The sequence below is a fragment of the Flavobacterium enshiense DK69 genome, assembly GCF_000498495.1.
Taxonomy (GTDB): domain Bacteria; phylum Bacteroidota; class Bacteroidia; order Flavobacteriales; family Flavobacteriaceae; genus Flavobacterium; species Flavobacterium enshiense.
The window spans coordinates 39,461-63,481 of sequence record NZ_AVCS01000016.1 but is presented as its reverse complement, the minus strand read 5'-3'; the positions used below and the strand labels follow the sequence as shown (position 1 = coordinate 63,481).

The window sequence follows — 24,021 nt, the reverse complement described above, 5'->3', positions numbered from 1 at the left end:
AAAAATGAAAAAAATAGCCATAGTGTCATTGTTTCTGCTTGTTGTTCAGTTTGTTAAGGCGCAGGAAAATGTGATTACGACAGGAGTTCCTTTTTTATTGATAGCTGCGGATGCTCGTGCAGCTGGTGTCGCTGATATGGGAGTGGCAACTTCAGCCGATGTTTTCTCACAACAATACAATCCTTCAAAATATGCTTTTTCACCTACTAAGTTTGGGGTTTCTGTAAGTTATACGCCTTATTTGACCAGTATTGCAAATGATATATCATTAAGTCAAGTTACTTTTTATGATCGTTTTAATGAACGAAGTGCTTTTGCGGCTAGTTTGCGTTATTTCGGGTTAGGGGATATTGAATTAAGAGAAACAGGTGATCCTAATGAAATTCCAAGAACGGTAAGTCCGAATGAATTGGCTTTTGATCTTTCTTACTCATTGAAATTAAGCGATCAGTTTTCGATGGGTGTAGCGGGCCGTTATATCCGTTCCAACTTAAAAATTCCTGATGGCAATACCGATGCTTCTTCCGCTAATTCATTTGCGGTGGATGTTTCCGGGTTTTATCAGTCGGAAGAATTCGCAATGAGTGATTTTAATGCCAGATACCGTATTGGTTTAAACCTACAGAATATGGGGCCGAAAATTTCTTATGACGGTGATATTGAAAGAAGTTCTAACTTCCTTCCTGCCAATTTCAAATTAGGAGGTAGTTTTGATTTTATTTTGGATGAATATAATAAGGTTACGGCTTTAGCGGAGATAAATAAACTGATGGTTCCAACTCCTCAGGAAGTTGGTGACGAAGATGGTGACGGTGACGTTGATAATACGGATTATTCAATTGCGAACGAGGAGTACCGACAAATTGGTTGGTTTGAAGGGATATTTAAGTCTTTTGGTGATGCTCCTGGAGGATTTAGTGAAGAAATGAAAGAAATCGCTTGGGCATTAGGAGCTGAATACTGGTATCAGGATTCTTTTGCTTTCAGAACGGGATACTTTCATGAGAGTCCAGATAAAGGTGCTCGACAATATGCTACTATAGGTGCCGGATTCAAATACAATATCGTTAAAGTTGATGTTTCGTATTTGTTCTCAACATCAACAGTAAGAAACCCATTGGAAAATACATTGCGTTTCTCTCTGTCATTTAGTTTTGGGGATTCCTATGACGAATATTAATAGATAAGAATAAAGAATAAAAAATCCAAACTTGTAATGAGTTTGGATTTTTTGTCTGTAATAATACGATCAGATGAAAAGTATTAATGTGACTGCCTCTTTTTTAGTTTACGATTCTATCGATGAACTTGCTCCCGAGATAAAGGATCTGATGGTTCAGGCTGTGGTTGTACGGAAAAAAGCTTATGCGCCTTATTCCAAATTCAGGGTAGGTGCTGCAATTTTACTGGATAACGGAAAGGTTGTTTTGGGTTCTAATCAGGAGAACGCTGCGTATCCGTCCGGATTGTGTGCAGAGCGGGTTGCTATATTTCAGGCTGGGGCAATTTATCCGGAAGCTAAGATTTTAAAAATGACAATTTCCGCAACAGCGGACAGCAAAGAAGTGTCAGAGCCTATTCCTCCATGTGGGGCCTGTCGTCAGTCTATAGCGGAGTATGAAATCCGTCAGGAACAGCCAATTGAGATTTATTTTATGGGCGCTGTGGGTGAAGTGTATAAATCAGATTCCCTGAAGAGTTTGCTGCCACTGATGTTTGATAAAAACTTTCTATAAAAAGAGTAATTTAATGGGGTTAAATTTTCACTTCTTAACAAGATGTGTTATTTTTGCCCTTCGCAAAATTGTGTAATAAAGCTTAAAAGAGCAACAATGAAACCAATTACAAAAGAAGTTTACCTTAAATGGTATGAAGACATGCAGTTCTGGAGAAAGTTCGAAGACAAACTCGCTGCATTATACATTCAACAGAAAGTTCGTGGATTCTTGCACTTATATAACGGACAGGAGGCGGTATTAGCGGGAGCTTTACACGCGATGGACTTATCTAAGGACAAAATGATCACGGCTTACCGTAACCACGTTCAGCCAATCGGTATGGGAACTGATCCCAAGCGAGTTATGGCAGAACTGTTAGGAAAAGTTACCGGTACATCTAAAGGGATGGGAGGATCGATGCATATTTTCGATAAGGAACACGGTTTTTATGGTGGTCACGGTATCGTTGGTGCTCAAATTCCAGTAGGAGCCGGAATTGCTTTTGCTGACAAGTATTTCGGAACCGGAGGTGTTACGCTAACTTATTTCGGTGACGGAGCTGCTCGTCAGGGATCGCTTCACGAGGCTTTCAATATGGCCATGTTGTGGAAACTTCCTGTGGTATTCATCGTTGAAAATAATGGTTATGCAATGGGTACGTCTGTTGAAAGAACAGCGAACCATACCGATATCTGGAAATTAGGATTAGGATACGAAATGCCATGCGGACCAGTGGATGCCATGAATCCGATTAAAGTTGCGGAAGCGATGCACGAAGCAATCGAAAGAGCGCGTCGTGGTGACGGACCAACTTTCCTGGAAATGAAAACGTACCGTTACAGAGGTCATTCGATGTCGGATGCTCAACACTACAGAACCAAAGAAGAGGTAGACGAGTATAGAAAAATCGACCCTATTACTCAGGTGCTTGATATTATCAAAGAAAATAAATACGCAACTGAGGCAGAAATCGAAGCTGTCGACCAAAGAGTAAAAGATTTGGTGGATGAGTGCGAAAAATTTGCTGAAGAATCTCCATTCCCAGAGTTGAATCAGCTGTATGATGTTGTTTACGAGCAGGAAAATTATCCATTTATACCACATAAATTATAATCGATTATGGCAGTAGTAATTACAATGCCGCGTTTAAGCGACACCATGACCGAAGGAGTTGTGGCAACTTGGTTGAAAAAAGTTGGGGATGTTGTTAAAGAAGGTGATATTCTTGCTGAAATTGAAACGGACAAAGCTACGATGGAGTTCGAATCGTTTAATACAGGAACATTATTGCATATAGGAATTCAGGAAGGTGAATCGGCTCCGGTAGATGCTCTTTTGGCAATTATTGGTGCTCCAGGCGAAGATATTTCTGCTTTATTGAGCGGAGGTGCTTCAGCTACTAAAAGTGAACCAGCGCCTGTTACTGAAACTAAAGCTCCAACCCAAGGAGTGGCCGAATCGAGCGTAGCTAAACCGGCTGCAGCACTTCCTGCAGGTGTAAAAGTGGTAACCATGCCGCGTTTAAGTGATACTATGACTGACGGAACGGTGGCGACTTGGTTGAAAAAAGTTGGTGACGAAGTAAAAGAAGGGGATATCCTTGCAGAGATTGAAACTGATAAAGCGACAATGGAATTTGAATCATTCAATTCCGGAACGCTTTTATATATTGGAGTTAACGAAGGGCAAACAGCTCCGGTTGACAGTATTTTAGCAATTATTGGACCTGCGGGGACAGATGTTACCGGTGTCGTAGCCGGTTTCAAATCAGGTGGCGCTGAAACGGCTCCTGCTACTGAAAAAGCGGCTGAAGTAAAAGCAGAAACTCCTGCTGCTCCGGTACAAAATACAAATACAGGAGGTAGAGTTTTTGCATCTCCGTTGGCAAAGAAAATTGCACAGGAAAAAGGCATTGATCTTTCTCAGGTAAAAGGTTCAGGCGAAAACGGAAGAATCGTGAAAAGCGATGTGGAAGGATTTACGCCTCAAGCTGCAGCTACACAGGTGGTTTCAGCCCCTGCGACTTCTACTGCAGCTCCTGCTGTTAAACCATTTGTTCCTACCGGAGAGAAATTCCAAGAGGAAATCAAAAATTCACAAATGCGTAAAACGATTGCGCGTCGTTTGGCAGAATCGAAATTCACTGCGCCTCATTACTACTTAACTATTGAAGTAGCAATGGATGAGGCAATGAAATCAAGAGCGGTTATCAATACTGTTCCGGATACGAAAGTTTCATTCAATGATATGGTGGTGAAAGCTTGCGCAATGGCATTGAAAAAACATCCACAAGTAAATTCACAATGGAGAGAGGATGCAATGGTTATCAATCACCATGTGAATGTTGGAGTTGCTGTAGCTGTTGAAGATGGATTGGTAGTACCGGTTTTGAACTTTACGGATCAAATGAGTTTGTCTCAAATTGGTGCTAATGTGAAAGATTTGGCAGTAAAAGCGAAAAGCAAAAAACTGACACCGGCAGAAATGGAAGGTAGTACATTTACTGTTTCCAATTTAGGTATGTTTGGTATTCAGTCATTCACATCGATTATTAACCAGCCGAATTCAGCTATTTTGTCTGTTGGAGCTATTGAAGAAAAACCAGTGGTGAGAAACGGACAAATTGTTGTGGGTAACACTATGACGCTTACTTTGGCTTGTGATCACAGAACAGTTGATGGTGCTACTGGAGCGCAGTTTTTACAAACGCTAAGATTGTTTTTAGAAAACCCTGTAACAATGTTGGCGTAAGCCTGTTGTTCATAATAAATTAAATCCCGTTTTGAAATTCAGAACGGGATTTTTAGTATTTTAGTTTAGGAATGAAGGACTTACATATGTGAATCGTTTTTAATGAAAGTGCGAATTCCTTCAGACAGATAAAAAGAATAAATTCCATATGAAAAATATCATCATTACAGGGACTTCCCGAGGAATAGGGCGTGAATTGGCCCTTCAGTTTGCGGGAGCCGGTCATAGGGTGTTGTCAATTTCCAGAAAAATTGCTCCAGAGCTGCTCGGAAATGAAAATATAACTTGTTTAAGTGTTGATCTGGCTTTAGAAGAGGATTTGGAAAAAGTAACTCATTTTATTGCTTCCGACTGGAAGAGAGTGGATGTAATTATTCATAATGCAGGATCGCTTTTGTCGAAGTCTTTCGGAAAGATGTCTGCAGAGGAATTCGAAAATGTTTATAAAGTGAATGTTTTTGGCGTAGCTAATTTAACCCGAATCTGTCTCCCGTTTCTTGAAAAGGGAAGTCACGTTGTAACCATAAGTTCTATGGGAGGAATCCAGGGCAGCATGAAGTTTCCGGGGCTTACGGCTTACAGTTCCAGTAAGGGTGCTGTAATTACCCTGACAGAAGTGCTGGCTGAAGAGTACAAAGAAAGCGGAATTGCATTCAATGTGTTGGCTTTGGGGGCGGTTCAGACGGAAATGTTACAGGAAGCCTTTCCAGGATATGAAGCGCCAATAACGGCAAAAGAAATGGCTGATTACATTTTTAACTTCGCACTTACCGGAAATAAATATTACAATGGAAAAGTGTTGCAGGTATCCTCAACCACTCCGTAAATGAAATCGATTTTAGAAAAGTATATTCCCGAACTAGCTGTTGAGGCCGTTTTTGAGCTGATCAGGGCAAATCACGTGCACCTGAAAATCGTGAACGAGCGTGTGACTCGCCATGGCGATTACAGAAGGCATCCCGATGGTTTTCATCAGATAACTGTCAACGCAAGTTTGAATAAATATCGCTTTCTGATAACATTGATTCATGAGATTGCTCATTTGGTGGCTTTCGAGAAATACGGCAGAAACATCAAGCCGCATGGGGACGAATGGAAATTGACTTTCCAGCGTTTGATGGTGCCTTTTATACGTCCGGAGATTTTTCCCAGTCAGTTGCTGCCATTACTTGCTAGGCATTTCAGAAATCCAAAAGCAAGCAGCGATACCGATGCAACCTTGTCGCTGGCTTTGAAACAATTCGATCCGGTTAGCGATAAAAATTATATCTTTGAAATACCGTACGGGAGTGTGTTTCGCATCCATAACGGGAAAATATTTAAAAAAGTAGCACTGCGAACCAAACGGTACGAGTGCGTCGAGATAAATTCGGGGAGAATCTATCTTTTTAACCCCAATGCCGAGGTGGAGTTGTTGCCAAATTAAGGTCTCAACAACTCGGTAACTTATCAAGTTTAAAACAGATGAATAAGAATTATTATGCAATAGTAATGGCCGGTGGAGTAGGCTCCCGATTTTGGCCTGTAAGTACAACAGAATTTCCAAAACAGTTTCACGATATGTTGGGAACTGGGGAGACGCTGATTCAAAAAACGTTCAGCCGTTTGTCACAGTTGATCCCGAAAGAAAATATCTTAATCCTTACCAATGAGGTTTACAACGACTTGATTTTGGAACAACTTCCGGGGGTGAAACAGGAGCAGATTGTTTTGGAGCCTGCTATGCGAAATACCGCTCCGTGTATTTTATATGCATCGCTGAAAATAAAAAAACAAAATCCGAACGCTGTTATGGTGGTGGCGCCCAGCGATCATTGGATAGAAGATGAATTGCAGTTTGTCTCTAATTTGCAACATGCCTTTGATTTTTGCGAGCGTGAAGACAAATTAATGACACTGGGAATTTTGCCGACATTTCCAAATACTGGTTACGGTTATATTGAATACGATAAATTGGATTCACGACCGATAAAAAAAGTGGTACAGTTCCGTGAAAAACCGGATTATGCCACGGCCAGAAAGTTTATTCAGAGCAGAAATTTTCTTTGGAATGCAGGGATATTTGTGTGGAGCGTAGAATCTATTTTGAAAGCTTACGAGGATTTTAATCCGGTGATGTATTCAGAATTTATGAACGGATTTGATGTTCTTAATACTGCGGATGAAAAACAGTTCATAAAAGAATATTATCCTAATTCCGAGAACATTTCGGTGGATTATGCCATCTTGGAGAAAGCACAAAATGTGTATGTTTTACCGGCAACATTCGACTGGAACGATTTAGGTACCTGGGGTTCATTATATGATAAATTGCCGAAAGATGAACAGGATAATGCAGTAGTGAATGCTACAGTAATTCTTGAGAATGCATCTAACAACATAATCCGTACAGAAGGAAAGAAACTTGTTGTTGTTGATGGACTTCAGGATTTTATTATTGTTGATAAAGACGATGTGTTGTTGATTTATCCAAAAGGCAAAGAGCAAGACATCAAGAGGATAACCGCAATGGCGAACGAATTGAAGTAAATAAACTGTATAAAAAAAACGGAGTCAATTTTGACTCCGTTTTTTTTATAATTTGTCGGCCCTGTTTTGCGCCTTTCTAACTTTTTTGAATAATTCTGACGAGTAAACAAAATCCACAATCGCTTCGTTGTCGGTTTTGAAAATTTCCTTTTTAGTACCTTCCCAAGCTAAAACGCCTTCTTTCAGGAACACGATTTTTTCTCCGATTTCCATTACTGAGTTCATGTCGTGTGTATTGATAACGGTTGTGATGTTGTATTCTTCCGTGATTTCCTGGATAAGGTTGTCAATAACCACAGCGGTTTTAGGATCCAGTCCGGAGTTAGGTTCGTCACAGAATAAATACTTCGGATTGTTTACTATCGCACGAGCAATCGCCACACGTTTTTGCATACCTCCCGATATCTCGGATGGTTTCTTTGTATGTGCATTAATCAGTTTTACACGATCGATTACAAAATCAACACGTTCTTTAATTTCGCGTGAATTTTTGTTTGAGAACATCTTCAGCGGGAAACCTATGTTTTCCTCTACTGTCATCGAATCAAAAAGTGCGCTTCCCTGAAATACCATTCCTATTTCGGTTCGCAATTCTCTTTTTTCATCGTCATTCATATCGGAATAAATTCGGCCATCAAAAGAGATTGTGCCTGAATCCAGTTTATGAATTCCCAATAAACTTTTAAGCAAAACCGTTTTTCCGGAACCAGACTGTCCGATAATCAGGTTGGTTTTTCCGGTTTCAAAACTGGTTGTGATTCCTTTTAAGACCTTCTGTTCTCCAAAGGATTTCTCTACATTTTTTACCTCAATCATCTTATTATTTGCTTAACAGTAATTGTGTTAGGATATAATTCACCAAAATAATAGCAACGGAAGTCCAAACGAACGAAGTTGTGCTGGCCTTTCCAACTTCCAAAGCGCCACCTTTCATGTAATACCCGTGAAAAGACGGAATCGTCGCTAATAAAAAAGCAAAACAAACCGTTTTGATGAACGCGTAAGTCACGTGAAACGGTATGAATTCTACCTGAAGCCCGGTTTGGAATTCAGTACTCGAAGCAAACCCTCCATAAACACCGGCTATCCATCCGCCAAAAATTCCCAGGAACATACTTAGTCCGATTACGAACGGGTATAACATCATGGCTACAATTTTAGGGAATACAAGATAATTCAACGAGTTTACACCCATTACTTCCAAAGCGTCAATTTGTTCTGTAACCCTCATAGTTCCTATACTTGAAGTGATGAACGATCCCACTTTACCGGCCATAATGATAGAAATGAAGGTAGGGGCGAACTCAAGAATAACCGACTGACGTGTTGCAAATCCTATCAGGTATTTCGGAATCAACGGGTTGGTTAGGTTTAATGCCGTCTGAATCGCCACAACGCCGCCCACGAAGAACGAGATGAAGGCTACAATTCCTAAAGACCCCATGACTAAATCGTCTATTTCCTTCATGATAAGTTGCTTCATCATGGACCATTTTGTCGGCTTGTTGAAGACTTCCTTCAACATCAAAAAGTATTTTCCTATTTGGGATAAATATCGAATCATGCTTATAAATATTTAGCGAAAATACGAAAATTGTTATGAGTTAGGATTTCGATTTATGAATATTTTGAAACCGGAATTACAATTGAATTAGTAAATAATAAATAAAGAATACTTTTTAAGATATTCTTTATTATTCAAGTAAATAGGAGCTTTAGTTTGTCATGAAACTTTTAAAATTCTGTCTTTTGTTTTTTTTATATCGTAACTTTGTGTAAATCAAATAGATGTATGTTTTTGGTTGTGTGTTTTGAATTTGATTTTATGCTTTTTCGTTGAATTTATTATGGAGGGTGAAAATAGTTAATTAAAAAACAAGGGAGATGAATGCAAATAAACCATCTTATGAAGAGTTAGAAGGCCAAGTGAATGCGTTGCGCGATCAGTTGGCAAGTTTGTCTTTGGTGTTGAGTGAAACCTATAAGGGAGTTAAAGTTGTTTCGGATAATTTGGAAAGCGGGGAATCGGTTGGAGGTAAATCATTGAAAACCGAGCTGATTGAATCTGTTTTACATCGGATCAAAACACCTTTAAATACCATTGTTGGTCTCTCCAATTTATTGAGTACAACTAAATTAGATTTAGAAGAAAGAAATAATTTCGCTGAAATCATAGCTAATTGTTCGAGTGAATTGGAAGAAGTTTTTTCGGAATTTCTTAATTATAATTCTTTCGAATCCCAAAAAGAAACCGTTAACAAGCAAAAGGTCTCTTTAAATGCATTGCTGGACGAATTGAAAGTCAAATTTGTTGGCAGGGTTTTGTATAAAGGATTGAATTTCAGATCTGGAAAAGGTTTGGTGGATAAGGACGATTTAGTTATGACAGATGGAGTTAAGATCAATCAGATTTTTACCAGTCTGCTTAGTAACGCATTGAAATATACAAACAAGGGTTTTATAGAAATGGGCTACCGATTGGTAAATAATGAAATTAAATTTTACGTGAAAGACAGTGGTGTTGGTTTCGATAAAAGGGCGATTGAAAAACAATTGGCATCGCAGTATACTCTCGAAAAAGTTACTGATGATGGCAATAATGTGGGCTTAGGTCTTTTTATGGTGAAACACTACGTTGATTTATTGGGTGGAAATCTGGAAATAGAATCAGAACTTGGAGCAGGAACCGAATTTTATTTCAAAGTTCCATATGAACCAGCATTAGCAGAAACAGAAGCAACCGCGTCCAAAAAAACAATTAAAGTGTTAGTTGCCGAAGATGAGGAAATCAGTTATATGCTTTTGAAAAAATTGTTGGAAAAAGGTGATGTGGAGATTATAAGAGCTAAAAACGGAGAAGAAGCATATGAAATATACAAAAACAACCCAGATATCAATTTGATTTTAATGGATCTTCGCATGCCGCAAGTTGATGGATATACCGCTGCCCAACTCATTAAAAATGAGTCACCGGAAATTCCAATCATAGCGCAATCGGCCTATTTACAGAATGATGATAAAGAGAATTACCGCAAGGCTTTCAATGGTTATCTTTCAAAACCGGTTAATAAAGAAGAATTTAAAGCAGTTGTAGATAAATACATTGCTTTGGCTTTTTTGAATTAAATAGTTTAATATAGTATCAGATAAAAAACCAACTTTATGTTGGTTTTTTTTGTTGATATCGAACTAGTTCATTTTTATTTGTAAGTATTTATTTGTGAAAAAATAACAATAACAGGTTTGAAAATATTATTTTTGTCACAAAAATGTTTTTATGATGAAAAAAATATACTTTCTTTTATTGTTGTTGATTGTTTTTGTTGGCTATTCTCAAAATGCTACAGACATCGATCCTAGTTTTAACCTAGTTAATCTACCTTATAATAATTTCTATGTTGAAAAAAATGTGAAAAATGCAAAACAATTTCCAGATGGGAAATTACTTCTCCAATTACAAGGTGTTGATGATAGGTTATTTAGGATTCAGGGTAATACCTATGATAATACTTTTTCTACTGGCTCAGGATTCAACGGTGTCATAAATGATTATGAAATACAGTCAGATGGGAAAGTGATTGTCGTTGGTGATTTCACTACTTATAATGGTCAGGATGTTGATAACGTGATAAGATTAAATGGTGACGGAAGTATTGATACAAGTTTTAATTCGGGAGGGACCGGATACAACGGGACCTCCATAGTAGGGGTTGATTTGCTTTCGGATGGAAAAATTTTTTTAAAAGGAAATTACTTCAATAGTAACTTTAATGGAATTGCAGTTGGATTATTGTTTAGATTAAACTCTAATGGCTCCGTTGATAACTCTTTTGTACTAAATATACCTAGTACAGAGTATGTGATGGCCTTTTTTGTATTGAGTAATGGTAAAATACTACTTAACCTACAGGATAATAGTTTATATAATGCTCGTAGATATCGGTTGTTGCAGGCAAATGGATCAAATGATGATGCGTTTGCAAGTGTTATTGTGGATGGTATGGCGCCTTTAAATGATGCTGAATTATTAAGCGATGGGAAATTATTAATTGCAGGTGATTTTACAACGCTTAATGGAGTTTCTAAAAAAGGGTTAGCGAAAATTAATCAAGACGGAACGGTAGATAATACTTTTGTAGGAAATGTTAGTAATGGAATGTTTGAGTCCAGTAGTGTTAAGAGTTTTGTTGTTCAGGCGGACAATAAAATAGTTTTATTTGGTCCCTTTAACCAGTATAATGGAATAAATAAACGTGGTGTTGTAAGGGTTAATCCTGATGGAAGTGTCGATAATACATTTAATGTAGGTAATGGTTTTGGGGGTGACAATTCGGCTATGAAGTATTTTTCATTTATTTTCAATGATAAAATAAATGTGTTGGGTGATTTTGGAGTCTATAATGGAAATGCAGTAGACGGATACATGAAACTCAATAGCGACGGAACAATTGACACTGCAATTCGTAACATTACTAAAGGGTTGAACGGTTTTGTTTCATCAATAACAATGCAATCGGATGGTAAACTTCTATTGTTGGGTGATTTTACGATGTATAATGGTACTAAAAGATATTGGCTGCTTCGGTTAAATACGAATGGAGAGTTAGATACAACTTTCAATTTTGGAGGGCAAACAGGGTTAGAAAGCACGATGTATAGTGATAATGCTTATTCTGTTGCTGTCGATTCCAATAATAAAGTTTATTTGACAGGACGCACTTTTTATTTTAATAACCAACTGATTCAACAAATTGTCAAATTGAATGCTGACGGATCAAAAGATACGACTTTCTCAACCGGTTCAGGATTTGATTATGATGCAGCATACACTAGTCCTAGTTCAGTTGGGGTATGTCTACAAAATGATGGTAAACTTTTAGTTTCTGGAGATTTTCGATATTACAATGGGCAGGTATTACCAATTCGTAATCTCATGCGTATGACCTCAAATGGAGCAAATGATTTGGCTTTTAATAATAATTTAGCTGCAGCTGTTTCGGGAGAGATTATTACAGGATATGCTCTTTTAAGTGATGGTAAAATTTTAGTATTAACAAATTTGAATAATAATAGCAAATTAAGGAGGATTAATAGTGACGGTACGCTAGATGTTACTTTTGCTCCAGTCCAGATTAGTGGTATACGGTCTTGGTTAAAAGTATTATCAGATGGGAAGTATTTTCTTTTAAAGAGAGTGAATAATAATGACATATTAGAGAAATACAATTCAAATGGTGTTTTGGATACTTCATTTACCATGCTGCCAATGAGTGGATATTCTAGTTTTATTTGGGATTTTGCTTTGCAGCCAGATGGTAAAGTAATTTTGTCAGCAGATTTAAACGGTAACCAAAAAATTCTTAAAAGATTAAATAGTAATGGAAGCAACGATGCTTCATTTATGACTTCTACATTGGACAATGGCTGTCAAGTACTCCTTCAAAATGATGGGAAGATTATTTTGTCAGGATCTTTTAAAAAGTATAACGGTGTTTCTGTTACTGGCATTGTACGATTACTTGGGGAAGAATTTAATGCTGTTCAAGGGAAAAACAGATTGGATTTGAATGTAAATGGATGTGATATAAATGATGTGAATTTTTCTAACTTAAAATTGGCGGTAGATTCGCCTGCATCTGATTTTGATTATTATGCAAACTCGAATGGAGATTTTAAATTTGGGGTGAAAAATGGGATAACTGTTATTACCCCAATTTTAGAAAACCCAGCCTATTTTACAGTAAGTCCATCCAGCGTAACTGTTGATTTTCCAACACAAACAAGTTCGTTGGTACAGGATTTCTGTGTCACTCCAAACGGTAATCATCCGGATCTTGAAGTGGCATTATTGCCAATAACGCCAGCAAGACCAGGCTTCGATGCGAAATATAAATTGATTTATAAAAACAAAGGTAACCAGGTTCAGTCAGGTACAATAAATTTAACTTTTAACGATGCGGTTTTAGATGTAGTATTATCGACTCCAGTTGCTTCAAGTCAAACTGTCAATACATTGTCTTGGAATTTTGCTAACTTGAATCTTAATGAAACGAGGGAGATTGTTCTAACTTTGAATTTGAACACCCCAACGGAAACACCGCCATTAAACGGAGGCAGTATTTTAAATTACACAGCTAATGTCACATCTGTGCTGACAGACGAGACACCGAACGATAACACTTTTGCTTTAAACCAAACCGTTGTAAACTCATACGATCCAAATGACAAAACCTGTTTGCAAGGAAATATAGTGGGTCTTGATAAAGTAGGCGGGTACGTTCATTATGTGATTCGCTTTGAAAATACGGGAACGTATCCGGCTCAAAACATCACCGTTAGGGATTATATTGACACAAATAAGTTTGATATTAATACATTGATTCCGATTAATGGGAGTCATTTGTTTACCACTAAAATATCAGAAGGTAATAAAGTAGAATTTGTGTTTGAAAACATCAATCTCCCTTTTGCAGATGCAACCAATGATGGTTATGTAGCTTTCAAAATTAAAACGAAATCTACATTGGTTTCCGGAGATACTTTTAGCAATGGAGCAAGCATTTACTTTGATTACAATTATCCGATTGTCACAAATACGTATGCAACAACCATTCAATCGTTGAGTAATCAGGACTTTTCATTTGCGAATTACTTAAGTCTGTATCCTAATCCAGTGAGCGATGTTTTAAATATTAGCAAGAAAGAAGATATTGAAATTACTTCGATTCATATTTATAATGTCATGGGGCAATTAATGATGGTGATTCCGAATGCGAAAAACACATCAACAATAGACGTTTCAAATTTAGCGTCAGGGAATTATTTTGTAAAAATAAATTCCGATAAAGGAACTTCTAACACGAAATTCATAAAGAAATAGCAAAGAAAAAGCCTCATACAAATGAGGCTTTTTTTATTTCTCTAAATCTGTAAAGAATAAATACTTGATGGAACAAGGTGTTTTGTTAAAACAGCTTTTCTTTCATTTTTTTCCAGCGATAGCTACGCACAAATTTTGCCTGTTCCGGTGTAACCAACATGGTTTTGTTCTCCGATTTTGCCTTCCAGAACCCTTTGATGTAATCCAAAAACAAAAGCGGTTTCCCTTTGCGCATCGCCAGTTTTAGGGAAGCAATTGACGTTATGAAAAAGCCGTAGCCTAAAGTATAGAATGCTTCGCCCTGTTTGTAGCGGGAGGCTTGGTTGTAGTTTGCTCCGGTGGGTTTCAGGTGTTTTACTTTCAGGGATTCGTCGGTAATCACTTTCCAGTTGTAGAATTTACACAGCAGTTCGTCCACGGTGTCCCAACCCATGGCCGGTTTGAGTCCACCAATCTTTTCAAAACAGTTTTTTCGGTAGGCTTTGAAAGCGCCTCGGATGTGGTCTTTGTCTGTCAGACTTTCTAAAATCCAATCGCCGTTTTTCTCGATGTAGGCAAATCCGCCCGCCATTCCGATTTGTTCATCGCTTTCAAAATGTTTGATAATCGTTTCAAAATAGTTTTCGGGAAAAATCAAATCGGCGTCGGCCTTAACGATGAGGTCGTAGTTTTGGTCGACGGTTTCAAATCCCTTCTGAAAGGCCTGAATCACCTTGCTTCCCGGTAAATGAATCGCCTCCGAGGTTTTGTTTACCAATGAAATCCACGAATGTTCTTCGGCGAAAGCCTGAACTATTTCGGCAGTCCGATCCGTCGAATTATCATTTACGACCACCACTTTTGAAGGTAATACGGTTTGCTTTACCAACGATTCAAGTGTCAGCGCCATGAATTTTTCTTCGTTATGCGAAGGAATTACAATGTAATATCTCATAATTGTACCAAAGGAATATACAAACGTACATAAATTTTATGTTGAGTAACTTGTTTCCTTTGAATAATCAAATTTAAAGAGGAAATATCTTTATTTTTGTGGGATTAGAAAATTGTTCAGTGGAAAAGAAACGATTCGCCTTTATCGAAATGGAAACCCATTCAGCCTTGCTGGAGCAGTGGTACTTATTGTTGAAGGAGATGAGTCAAATTGAATTTGAGTTTTTTGTCCACGAAAAAGTGCTGCACAAACTCAGCAGTATTCCTAAGGAATTAATCACCGTTGTGAAATCGGTTTTGGAAATTCCTGTGCGCAATTTTGATGCAGTAGTTGTAAATACCTTTCATCGCAATTTCGAACAATATAAAGCGGTTTTTGAACAAAAGCCTACGCTGTGTTTGCTGCATAATCTCAACTTCAGTCTTTTTTTTAAAGGGATTTCAATACGGAATATTTTTGGTGAAAAAGAGCGGTTGACGTATTTTCTGAAGTTGTACCTTAAAGAAAATGTCGGTTCAAACCGAAAACTGATTTTGAAAGCATACCGATTCGGAGTTTTGTCGAAAAGTCTGCAGGATGAGGTTGCTGGAAAAAGCAGGTATGCAGACCGAACTCAAGTCGTTCAGATGAATTACTGTCAGTCAAGCACTCTTCCGTCATCGGACACCATCAATATTGTAATGCCCGGCAATGTTTCCAACAAACGCAAAGATTTTACGATGTTACTTTCGGTATTGCCAAAACTTCATCCGAAATCAAAACTTCATTTTACTTTTTTGGGAAAACCTGAAAACGATATCGTGTTAGGGCAGCTTGAATCCTTACAGAAGCAATGCGATGCTGCTATTGCCATTACCCATTATAATCAGTTTATTCCGTGGGAAGAATACAGCAGAACGGTTGCTAAAGCCCATTTGTTGCTGTGTCCGATTAAAAGCGAAACGTCGTTTTATTGGGTGGATGAGGTTTATGGAAAAACCAAAGTCAGTGGCAGCGAAGGTGATTGCATTTACAACGGAAAAATAGGTTTATTTCCAACGTCATATCCAAAAATGAACTGGCACAATCTGTACTATAAAAATGCGTCGGATTTGGAAACCATTTTAAACAACCTTACTATTGCACAACTTTCATCGGAATACGAAAAATTGCAACCGTATTTGGAGCAATATACTTTTGAAAGTGTAAAAAATAATCTCGAAAACCAATTGTTGCAATTGGCAAACTCATAGAAAATGCTGAAACTCTTAATCAATCTGGCCTATCAGTTCTGGCCGTCGTTATACAAAAAGCGTTATTACAAAACATTGGATTCTTTGACAACCGGGAATTACAAATGCGAACCCGAGTTGTTGTACATACAGCAAATCCTGAAATCGGATTCGGTGTTTATCGATATCGGAACCAACAAAGGGATTTATCTGTATCAGGCAGAAAAGGTGGTTGCGAACGGGAGAGTAATCGGTTTTGAACCCAACAAAAGCCTGGTGAATTACATCAAACCATTATTTACGAAAGCAGAGATTTATCCGTTTGCCGTTTCGTCAAAATCAGGAACAGCTGTCTTGAACATTCCGAAAAAAGGTAATGGGCTGCAGGATACGCGTGCCTCGTTGGAAGCGATGGGAGAGGATGTGGAGAAAGTCGAAATTCAAATGGTGACTTTGGATGGATTTGCAAAGGAGAAAAACCTTTCGAAAATCGATGTAGTGAAAATCGATGTGGAAGGTCATGAATTTGATTCGGTAAAAGGTTGCGAAAATATCCTGAAAACCATCAAACCGATTTTTATCATAGAAATTGAATTGCGCCACGCCCATTATCCAATACACGAAATTTTTGAGTACATAAAAGGTTTTGGTTATGAAGTGTTTTACTTCGATAGAAAAACCCTGAAAACCGTTCCGTTTGATTACAAACAAATGGCCGATTTCCAGAAAGACGAATACCTGAACGATTTTAACCGATATATTAATAATTTTATTTTTATTCCGAATTGAGTGAAGAATCAAGAGTGAAGAGGGAAAAGGGATAAGTGATAAGGGAGAAGAGAAAAGGGATAAGTTTAATATTGTATCTAATAAAACTGATCTTTTAAAGACTTTAGGACTTCTAGGGTAATTTAAAAATGGAATTTTCGTAACATGAGTGTTGTCGCGCGTCAAAGTTTAAAATACAGCATCGTAGGCTATTTCAGTACGTTGATAGGTATCCTGTCGACGGTTTTCTTATATCCGCATGATTTGGATTTTGCCGGGAAAATACAATACATTTTACCCACCGCTTTGCTTGCTTTACCACTGGTGACATTTGGAATCATGCACGCCAATGTTCGCTTTTACCCTAAAATGGAGCAGTCGCAAAACCAGCACAATCTTTTGAAGTATTCCATTTGGTTTATTATCAGGAATTTTGTGATTGTCGCCCTTTTGTTTTGGGGACTGTCTTATTTTATAGAACAAATCAGACAAACCCAGTTTTATGCCTTTGGAGAATACATTTTTCCGGTGATGTTGTGTTTGGCATTGATTCAACTGTTTTCGCGTTTTATTTCGATTAAAAAGCGAATTGTTGTTCCCAATATTTTCGAAAACGTTTTCCCGAAATTAGGTTTGATTTTTGCTTTTGGCATATATTTCTTTTTGAAAGTGGAAGCCGCTACAGCGATTTGGATTGTAGTGTTGTTTTTCGTGCTGGCACTTGTCGGGATGTTCTTTTACGTACAGCGTCTGGACCGATTCACTGGGAAGACATCATTCGCCTTCCTAAAAGAGAACAATTTCCAGAAGGAACTGATGCAGTACTCATTTTACACGTTCTTTGGGAGCTTGGGTTCAATTGTAGCGTTAAATATCGACGCTTTTATGATAGGTGAGTTTATTGACGATTTCTCTCAATTGGCCATATACAACACTTCCGCCAATCTGGTGCGCATGATTACTGTCCCTGCTCTGGGAGTGTATACGATTTCGGCCCCTATCATTGCAAAGTACATCGAGGAAAACAACATGGCCGATTTAAAATCCCTGCACCATAAAACTTCCTTGTATTTGTTTACCATGGGAGCGGTTTTGTTTGGGTTGGTCGCGTCCGGTATTGAAGATTTGTTCGGATTGATGAAAAACGGCAGCGAATTGGCACAAGGTCTTCCGGTTGTATATATCCTGGGCTTTGCGCTCTTGTTTGATTTAGCCACCGGATTCAACGGTTACATCATTACGAATTCCAAATATTATAAATTCAACAATACGACCACGATCGCTTTGGCTTTACTGACAATAATAAATAACCTGATTTTCCTTCTGATCTTCAAAATGGGAATTACCGGGGTAGCTATAGCCACATCCATTTCATTAACGGTTTATAACCTGATTAAAATAGGATTCAATTACAAAAAGTTTGGTGTGCATCCGTTTAGCAGCAAGTATCTTTATGTTTTGGGACTTTTGATTGTTGTTCTTGTCGTTGGGAAATTCTTGCCTGATTTTGAAAATAAGTTTATTACGCTTTGCTACAAACCGGCTGTTGCCTTTGTGATTTTTGCATTGGGCAATCAAATGTTCAAAATTATTCCGCTGAAAGAGGTGATGCCGAAATCACTTTTTGGGAAGAAATAGGTTTTCATTTTGCGAGCTAGGTCGGGGCTGAGGTCCTCGAAGCGGCGTTCTTATTTGAGGGAGTTAGCATCGAAATCATTAAGCCTTGCCATACATAACACAAAATAACAACGTCAGTTTCGAAATTATCCTAACTCCTGTGGTTAAAGGAAATCTTCTTAACGAAACTGACTTTGATTTTATTAACGGTTATGTGTTCTTTGGACTTGTGTTTTCCGATGGGGAATTCAAGCCCAATAAAAAATCAATTGATTACTAAAGTTCAGTAGCGACTTTATACCCGATGTTTGCATATTAGTCTCCTATGAAAGACACTTTTTATAATACATTTGTATCAATTTCAATTTCCTTGAATAAGTGGGTGATGCTCTCTCTTATTGAATCACTTATTGTATTTTTCTCTTCCCTGTCATCCCCATCATTATCGAAAAAACCATGATCCTCAGCTTTTCCTCGGTATCCTATTGGGGCTTCCTTTGCTGAAGGTACCAGTGCAATCCGGTTTTTGTATTCTCCATTTTCAAAAAGAAAGTTATGTATTTCTTCCATTATTTCATATTCAGTATAGGGGCTTTTGCCACAAATGTGTTGATCCAACCCAAGTAAGCAGGTGTCGCCTTTTACATCTTCATCAAACCATTTGTCGCCATCTTCGCATAAGCCTGATACGAGATATAACAGAGAAAGAGGGTATACCCAGTGAAGATATTTTTCATCAATCAAAATATCTTTACGTTCGAAGTCCATATGCATTGTAAACATTCTGAATCTGTTATAACGATTCTTCATAGGCATCACTGTTTCGTAAAATAGGTCGCACTTGACAGCCGGGGCCATAAACAATACATTGTTAAACGTAATGTGCCCATAAAGGTTATTGTTTTTTTTGAGCATGTCAAATAGCTCGCATATAGCAATCGCTCCAGCACTATGTGCTACCAATTCAATTACCACATTCCCTCCTTGTTTTTGCACTTCTTTTGTGTATTCTGACAGTTTATCCCAAAAGTATCTTCCTGCGAATTGGTCATCACCTTTTTTGTGATCGTTGCTCTTCCACATTGAAGCTGCTTGTTGTTTCATTTGGTCCCAAATTCCGATAGCTGTTTTTTCTACACTGACAAAATTACCTACTTTGATCTGTCTGTAAGTTTCTTCCAATACCGTTCCTTTAATGCCGTGATCTCGTTTGCGTGCAAAGCGGTAAATACATCGAGCAGCCACTTTTATACCTGCCCAAATCACGTTGTTTATTCCTAAGAATCCTTCGTTGGAGACTAAAGCATTCTTGTTCATTTCATACAAGTGGAAAGCTTTCTGTTCAAACGGATTAGTTTCTGACAAAAGTTCTTTTTCGATTTCTTCCAGTGACAGGTGTTTATAACCAGCTGCTGCAGTTTCTATTTCTAATATCTTTTGCTGTGACTCGATGTAAAAAAAATCATTTGTTTTTATGAAAGAGATATGTGGTTTACCTTCATCCTCTGTTATCCCTGGAACTTTTATTCCTAGCTTACTAAGTATACGAGAAGCAGCATCGCCAAAGATCGATTGAAAGTAACTGTCGCCAACAGCATCTTTTACATATTCAATTAGAGACGAAACAAAACCTGTTTCCCATATAAAGGATACAGGATATACATCATTTACACCATTGTAAAAATGATAGAACCGCTCTGCAGCAGCCATGCCTGAGCATTCTCCAACCAAACCACCGTGGAAAAACAGTGCAATATGCCTTTTGTTTCCAGCTCTGATGGTCTCAAACATTGCATCAACATCCGTATATGAAGTTTGTATTTTGCTGATGTCAGGACCAACAAGTATCGGTTTATAGGGTTTCAAAGTCCCATAGGGATTCACGTTGACAAAGTGATTTTTATCTAACTGTTTGTTACATTGTTTTTTTTCCATGACCTTTTCTGTTAAATTAGTTGATGTCAAATTATTGGCTAGAGTTGCTGTTTTTACTCTAAAACCATTCATAAATCCTTAAAAATTAGTCATAACGTTTCGGATATTGCTGAAGACAGGATTTTCAGCACTACCACTTGATAGGATTGCAAATATTAAACTACTTACGTCAACCCAGTAATGTTGTATCAGCCCTGTTTTTGGCAATACCTTGGTGGCTACGGCTCTTTTTTATTTGAGCAAGTCGTCCCAGTCTGAAATAATGGTTTTTGCGAATGCTTCTTCTCCTACATTTGGTTGTTCAACAGAAGAAATGGTGTCTGCCAAAATTATGTCTTTCCCAAATTTTAAATCTGTCAGTCTTTCAATTTCTTTGATTGAAACTCTCCACTCGTTTACATCAATAGTATTAGCAGGTTTAGGTTTTCCTAAATTTTTTCGTTCTTCTGACAATAGATTGCTTTGGTCAACTATCAGTCCAACTGATTTTAATTCTTTCTGCTTGTTTCTCCAAACCGCAATCTTGAAATATTTGGATGGAATTTGGAAATCACCAGCCCACAAGTCTATTTCGTCATTATAAATAGGTCCTTGGAACACAGAAATTTTATTATTAACGCCATCGTTAATTACTCCCTTTTCCAAAATATATCTTTCTACACCCTGCCAATACTTTACCGTTTGATTGAATCTGAAGTGCTGGATTGAGCAATTTGAAAAATGAAAAGTATCTGCATCGGCTCTTAATGCCTCCTGATCTGTTCCCCAAGATGTGTCTGTTCTTCGGGTTAAATGTCCTCGGTCAAAAAAATGAGACCAATTTGAGAAAAATGGTTGATTGAGATGAAAGTCAGGATTTATTCTATCATCTTCGTACCAAGTTTCACCTTCGTCTTCATTAATATTCGTCCTGTCTGTTATTTCCCCTGTTTTTCTATTTATCGATTTGTAAGTTTCACCGTCTATATTAGTTGCAGAATAAAATGCACAACGTTTTTCTTTGTTTATTACAATTGAAAAATGTTCATATTTCAAAATTCCTTCTTTGTAATTAGGTTGGTTGGAGTATAGGGGAGCAATGTCCTCTTTGTTGCCAATTTTAGGCAAGGGTATTTCATGTGAGGTTATAAAATTCATATTATACCCTTTCCTGTTTGAGTAATTTTTATCTATTTTATTTGCTTCTGATTTTACTAATGCTGTAGGGGTACTGCTAATTTCATCTTTTCCGATACCGTTGCTAGTACTTGCTTTTCCAATACCAATAGTTATTTCCAATGGGATTTGAATTTTTATATCATTTGTATTTGAGCCCATATTGGTTAAATTTAGTTGATGGCTGTTTTCATTTTTTGGGATTTCTGAAGTGGATTCTACTGTACTTTTCTTTGGTAATGGTACTTTGTGAGAAGTCAAAGGATTTGTTTTTGCGTATGAAAGTGCTTCTAATAAAGTGTTTTTTTGTGAGTTCTGCAGAGTATCTAACTGATTGTTCAGGAATTTGTAAATCGAACTTATTCTAATTCCTTCGTTAACATAGTTTGGCAGATTGCTATTCGGATTGTCTAACTTGGCTTTGTAGGGTTCTCCCCAGTGGTGTATAGCAACTAAATCCCAGTTATCATTTAATACAGGTGAACCTGATGAACCATTTTCTGTATCGGTTTCATAAAGTAGCGATGTGTCTGTCCTTTCTACAAGGGTATTGTTCCTGAAAACAACTTTCTTAGGTAAATCTAGCGGATGTTGAATGATGTTGACATTCATGCCAAGAATGTGTTTGTCTGACGAATCGGAAATTATAAAGTGCCCAACCTCTTCAATTGATAAATTTCCTGATTGTTTTTCTCCAATTTGTATAACTGAAAAGTCTAAATCATTTTCAGGACTTGTTATAAAAAAAGCAGTTGGGTTAAATCTAAAAATGCTCGTTTGCTTTGGAAAACCGTTTTCATCATTCTCTTTATTAAAAGTGACAAATGAATTTTCAGCATCATTGGCACTTGATATGATGTGATTATTTGTCATAAAAAGTTTATCGCTTATCATAAATCCAGAGCCAGTTGTAACTTTCCCGTCTACTCTTACTGTTACATACCCAACGGCCTGTTGGATAATGCTTCCTTCTGTTAAAAACGAAGTGTCAATCCAGTCTAATGTATCACCTATTTGAGATTCCTTTCCTCTAATTCTATTCTTGAGCTTATTTTTCAGGACAAATCTATCTTTTCTCGTTTGGTCAGTTTCAGCTTCTGTCCACTGGCCAATGTCAACCAAATGTCTTACTCTGTCTCTTTTTTCTTCTGTGCTTTTTATAAGCTGCTCAAATTTTGAGATTGAATCTTGTGTCATAATAGAAGTTTTTTGTTACTAAAATTAATAATGAGATGTAAGGTTTAGGTTAATTGAATATTTTAAAAAAAATCATTCAAACCTCTCAAAGTTAACTATAAAAAAAAACTTACACAATAACCTAATTTGGTGATTTTTAAAAAAGTAGCGTAAAAAACTGAAGAGTCTGTAGAAGGATTGAAGTCGGGTGGTTGAGATTCTTAAAGCCAGGGACCGTACAGAAAGTTAAGTTTTCAAACCGAAAACCGAGACTCTCAAATATCAGGGTTACTATTTTTTTATTTTTGAAGACGAGAATTTGATTCGTGTTTTTTCCAATATATAAGGATAGACGATTTCCATAAAAACACCAACAAATAGACCTTTAAAGAGTAGGTGAATAATGCTGTAATCTTTGTCACCGATAAAATAGCTAAAGAGCCAATATATGCCTATAAAGGATAGTCCGTTCAACAGTATGGATACAGTTTTATATTTCCAGTGTGATGTATTCACGCTTCTATTTTTATAGCGTTTTATAGTTTGGTAAAACAATATGATGGTTGTTATAGTATTATCAAATCCTTTTAGCAGGAGTATTATCCATTGAACATTTTATGTCTTTTAATGTCTTTGCCTTGTCTGAGTTGCAATGAATGATAAAAGGAGGGTACATCGGTTGCCCAGTTTTTTAAAGTCAGAATGATAGCTATAATTTCAAGTCTGGTCAACAAGCCAACCCAAAAGCAAATGTCAAATAAAACGGTTGACTGACATTGCATAATGATTTGAATAAGTGTTGCAAATAATAGTAAGGTCCAAACTTTGGCGCCAATTGAATGCGTAGCAATTTCTTTTCTGAATTTAAAAAAACAGACTATATATGTTAATGCCTCGGCACCTATAAGTATTGTTAACTTTAAAGCATTATCTGTGAAAAAGTCAGGGCATTGAATATAGGTTGCAACTGCAACGGAAACGAAAAATACTTGGTCAACTGTTGAATCTAACCGTCTGAGTTTCTGTGTTGAAATGTTTAGTTGTCGTGCAATAATGCCGTCAAAGATGTCTGTCAACAATCCAATTGTCAAAAGTGTTATCGCAATTATTTCGTAATTGTCAATATGAAAACAGCTAAAGGCAATTATTGCAAAACCGATAATAAGTCGTGAAAAGATTAACGCTTTTGGAATTTGGTGCTTCATAAATATTTCTGCTAGCTTCCTGCTGGTTGTGATTTTTGTTCCTTCAGGCTGTTTTGTCACTAAACCAAATATACAAAAAGGGTTTTAGTTTATTGCTATCGGGACAAGCAAGTGAAAGGTCAAATTAGTTTGAAGACCTGCA

The 24,021-nt window shown here is 37.3% G+C and carries 19 protein-coding genes; 13 read left to right on the top strand and 6 right to left on the bottom strand.

From position 1 onward, the window contains the following. Positions 1–4 precede the first annotated feature (4 nt). The 7 genes from porV to FEDK69T_RS12110 all read left to right on the top strand — a co-directional run bounded on the left by porV (position 5) and on the right by FEDK69T_RS12110 (position 6,998). Positions 5–1,180 carry a type IX secretion system outer membrane channel protein PorV gene (gene porV / locus FEDK69T_RS12140; protein WP_023574469.1) on the top strand — a complete coding sequence of 392 codons (1,176 nt, stop codon included), beginning with the start codon at positions 5–7 and terminating at the stop codon, positions 1,178–1,180. A gap of 73 nt (positions 1,181–1,253) precedes the next feature. Then, entirely contained in the window at positions 1,254–1,736 is a 483-nt protein-coding gene (gene cdd / locus FEDK69T_RS12135) for a cytidine deaminase (protein ID WP_035629507.1), read from the top strand. A 96-nt stretch (positions 1,737–1,832) separates the two neighbouring features. Then, the gene (gene pdhA, locus FEDK69T_RS12130; protein WP_023574467.1) at positions 1,833–2,831 is read left to right on the top strand and encodes a pyruvate dehydrogenase (acetyl-transferring) E1 component subunit alpha; all 999 of its coding nucleotides are present in this window, start codon (positions 1,833–1,835) and stop codon (positions 2,829–2,831) included. A gap of 6 nt (positions 2,832–2,837) precedes the next feature. Next, entirely contained in the window at positions 2,838–4,469 is a 1,632-nt protein-coding gene (locus FEDK69T_RS12125; protein WP_023574466.1) for a pyruvate dehydrogenase complex dihydrolipoamide acetyltransferase, read from the top strand. Between the two features lie 148 nt (positions 4,470–4,617). Further along, positions 4,618–5,295, top strand: a complete 678-nt coding sequence (locus tag FEDK69T_RS12120) for an SDR family NAD(P)-dependent oxidoreductase (RefSeq protein ID WP_023574465.1) — start codon at positions 4,618–4,620, stop codon at positions 5,293–5,295. Then, positions 5,296–5,895: a SprT-like domain-containing protein gene (locus FEDK69T_RS12115; RefSeq protein WP_023574464.1), complete on the top strand. Its 600-nt coding sequence runs from the start codon at positions 5,296–5,298 to the stop codon at positions 5,893–5,895. Positions 5,896–5,933: 38 nt separating this feature from the next. Then, positions 5,934–6,998 (top strand): mannose-1-phosphate guanylyltransferase, encoded by a 1,065-nt coding sequence (locus FEDK69T_RS12110; RefSeq protein ID WP_035629509.1) that lies wholly within the window; start codon positions 5,934–5,936, stop codon positions 6,996–6,998. Between the two features lie 45 nt (positions 6,999–7,043). Here the strand turns inward: FEDK69T_RS12110 and FEDK69T_RS12105 are convergent, their stop codons facing one another. Together FEDK69T_RS12105 and FEDK69T_RS12100 are read right to left on the bottom strand one after the other, a co-directional pair. Further along, positions 7,044–7,814: an ABC transporter ATP-binding protein gene (locus tag FEDK69T_RS12105; RefSeq protein ID WP_023574462.1), complete on the bottom strand. Its 771-nt coding sequence runs from the start codon at positions 7,812–7,814 to the stop codon at positions 7,044–7,046. Positions 7,815–7,818: 4 nt separating this feature from the next. After that, entirely contained in the window at positions 7,819–8,562 is a 744-nt protein-coding gene (locus FEDK69T_RS12100) for an MlaE family ABC transporter permease (RefSeq protein WP_205622819.1), read from the bottom strand. Between the two features lie 320 nt (positions 8,563–8,882). Between FEDK69T_RS12100 and FEDK69T_RS12095 the strand changes: the two genes are divergently transcribed. Both FEDK69T_RS12095 and FEDK69T_RS15535 read left to right on the top strand, forming a co-directional pair. Continuing rightward, positions 8,883–10,124: a response regulator gene (locus tag FEDK69T_RS12095; RefSeq protein WP_023574460.1), complete on the top strand. Its 1,242-nt coding sequence runs from the start codon at positions 8,883–8,885 to the stop codon at positions 10,122–10,124. Between the two features lie 151 nt (positions 10,125–10,275). Next, positions 10,276–13,878: a DUF7619 domain-containing protein gene (locus tag FEDK69T_RS15535; RefSeq protein WP_023574459.1), complete on the top strand. Its 3,603-nt coding sequence runs from the start codon at positions 10,276–10,278 to the stop codon at positions 13,876–13,878. 85 nt (positions 13,879–13,963) lie between these two features. On the opposite strand, the gene FEDK69T_RS12085 is transcribed toward FEDK69T_RS15535, so the two are convergent. Beyond that, positions 13,964–14,812: a glycosyltransferase gene (locus FEDK69T_RS12085; protein WP_035629515.1), complete on the bottom strand. Its 849-nt coding sequence runs from the start codon at positions 14,810–14,812 to the stop codon at positions 13,964–13,966. 119 nt (positions 14,813–14,931) lie between these two features. On the opposite strand from FEDK69T_RS12085, the gene FEDK69T_RS12080 reads away from it, so the two are divergent. The 4 genes from FEDK69T_RS12080 (at position 14,932) to FEDK69T_RS15865 (ending at position 18,688) form a co-directional block, all read left to right on the top strand. Then, positions 14,932–16,044 (top strand): glycosyltransferase family protein, encoded by a 1,113-nt coding sequence (locus tag FEDK69T_RS12080; protein ID WP_023574457.1) that lies wholly within the window; start codon positions 14,932–14,934, stop codon positions 16,042–16,044. A gap of 3 nt (positions 16,045–16,047) precedes the next feature. Then, complete coding sequence (locus FEDK69T_RS12075) at positions 16,048–16,812, top strand: FkbM family methyltransferase (RefSeq protein WP_023574456.1); 765 nt, start codon at positions 16,048–16,050, stop codon at positions 16,810–16,812. 144 nt (positions 16,813–16,956) lie between these two features. Further along, positions 16,957–18,429: a lipopolysaccharide biosynthesis protein gene (locus FEDK69T_RS12070; RefSeq protein WP_023574455.1), complete on the top strand. Its 1,473-nt coding sequence runs from the start codon at positions 16,957–16,959 to the stop codon at positions 18,427–18,429. An 85-nt stretch (positions 18,430–18,514) separates the two neighbouring features. Further along, entirely contained in the window at positions 18,515–18,688 is a 174-nt protein-coding gene (locus FEDK69T_RS15865; protein ID WP_023574454.1) for a hypothetical protein, read from the top strand. Between the two features lie 59 nt (positions 18,689–18,747). On the opposite strand, the gene FEDK69T_RS12065 is transcribed toward FEDK69T_RS15865, so the two are convergent. The 3 genes from FEDK69T_RS12065 to FEDK69T_RS12055 all read right to left on the bottom strand — a co-directional run bounded on the left by FEDK69T_RS12065 (position 18,748) and on the right by FEDK69T_RS12055 (position 23,939). After that, entirely contained in the window at positions 18,748–20,415 is a 1,668-nt protein-coding gene (locus FEDK69T_RS12065; RefSeq protein WP_023574453.1) for an alpha/beta hydrolase, read from the bottom strand. Between the two features lie 159 nt (positions 20,416–20,574). Continuing rightward, positions 20,575–22,695, bottom strand: coding sequence for a DNA/RNA non-specific endonuclease (locus FEDK69T_RS12060; RefSeq protein ID WP_023574452.1), 2,121 nt, complete (start codon positions 22,693–22,695; stop codon positions 20,575–20,577). 578 nt (positions 22,696–23,273) lie between these two features. Then, on the bottom strand, positions 23,274–23,939 hold the full coding sequence (locus tag FEDK69T_RS12055; protein ID WP_211234595.1) for a CDP-alcohol phosphatidyltransferase family protein: 666 nt from the start codon (positions 23,937–23,939) through the stop codon (positions 23,274–23,276). Between the last annotated feature and the right edge of the window lie 82 nt (positions 23,940–24,021).

Excerpts from the sequence above, each read along its gene's own strand:
- FEDK69T_RS12120 (WP_023574465.1), top strand. The coding sequence starts at position 4,618 with ATGAAAAATATCATCATTACAGGGACTTCCCGAGGAATAGGGCGTGAA.
- FEDK69T_RS12075 (WP_023574456.1), top strand. The coding sequence starts at position 16,048 with ATGCTGAAACTCTTAATCAATCTGGCCTATCAGTTCTGGCCGTCGTTA.
- FEDK69T_RS12085 (WP_035629515.1), bottom strand. The coding sequence starts at position 14,812 with ATGAGATATTACATTGTAATTCCTTCGCATAACGAAGAAAAATTCATG.
- FEDK69T_RS12095 (WP_023574460.1), top strand. The coding sequence starts at position 8,883 with ATGAATGCAAATAAACCATCTTATGAAGAGTTAGAAGGCCAAGTGAAT.
- pdhA (WP_023574467.1), top strand. The coding sequence starts at position 1,833 with ATGAAACCAATTACAAAAGAAGTTTACCTTAAATGGTATGAAGACATG.
- FEDK69T_RS12105 (WP_023574462.1), bottom strand. The coding sequence starts at position 7,814 with ATGATTGAGGTAAAAAATGTAGAGAAATCCTTTGGAGAACAGAAGGTC.
- cdd (WP_035629507.1), top strand. The coding sequence starts at position 1,254 with ATGAAAAGTATTAATGTGACTGCCTCTTTTTTAGTTTACGATTCTATC.
- FEDK69T_RS12060 (WP_023574452.1), bottom strand. The coding sequence starts at position 22,695 with ATGACACAAGATTCAATCTCAAAATTTGAGCAGCTTATAAAAAGCACA.
- porV (WP_023574469.1), top strand. The coding sequence starts at position 5 with ATGAAAAAAATAGCCATAGTGTCATTGTTTCTGCTTGTTGTTCAGTTT.
- FEDK69T_RS12110 (WP_035629509.1), top strand. The coding sequence starts at position 5,934 with ATGAATAAGAATTATTATGCAATAGTAATGGCCGGTGGAGTAGGCTCC.
- FEDK69T_RS12100 (WP_205622819.1), bottom strand. The coding sequence starts at position 8,562 with ATGATTCGATATTTATCCCAAATAGGAAAATACTTTTTGATGTTGAAG.
- FEDK69T_RS12065 (WP_023574453.1), bottom strand. The coding sequence starts at position 20,415 with ATGAATGGTTTTAGAGTAAAAACAGCAACTCTAGCCAATAATTTGACA.
- FEDK69T_RS12125 (WP_023574466.1), top strand. The coding sequence starts at position 2,838 with ATGGCAGTAGTAATTACAATGCCGCGTTTAAGCGACACCATGACCGAA.
- FEDK69T_RS12115 (WP_023574464.1), top strand. The coding sequence starts at position 5,296 with ATGAAATCGATTTTAGAAAAGTATATTCCCGAACTAGCTGTTGAGGCC.
- FEDK69T_RS15535 (WP_023574459.1), top strand. The coding sequence starts at position 10,276 with ATGATGAAAAAAATATACTTTCTTTTATTGTTGTTGATTGTTTTTGTT.
- FEDK69T_RS12070 (WP_023574455.1), top strand. The coding sequence starts at position 16,957 with ATGAGTGTTGTCGCGCGTCAAAGTTTAAAATACAGCATCGTAGGCTAT.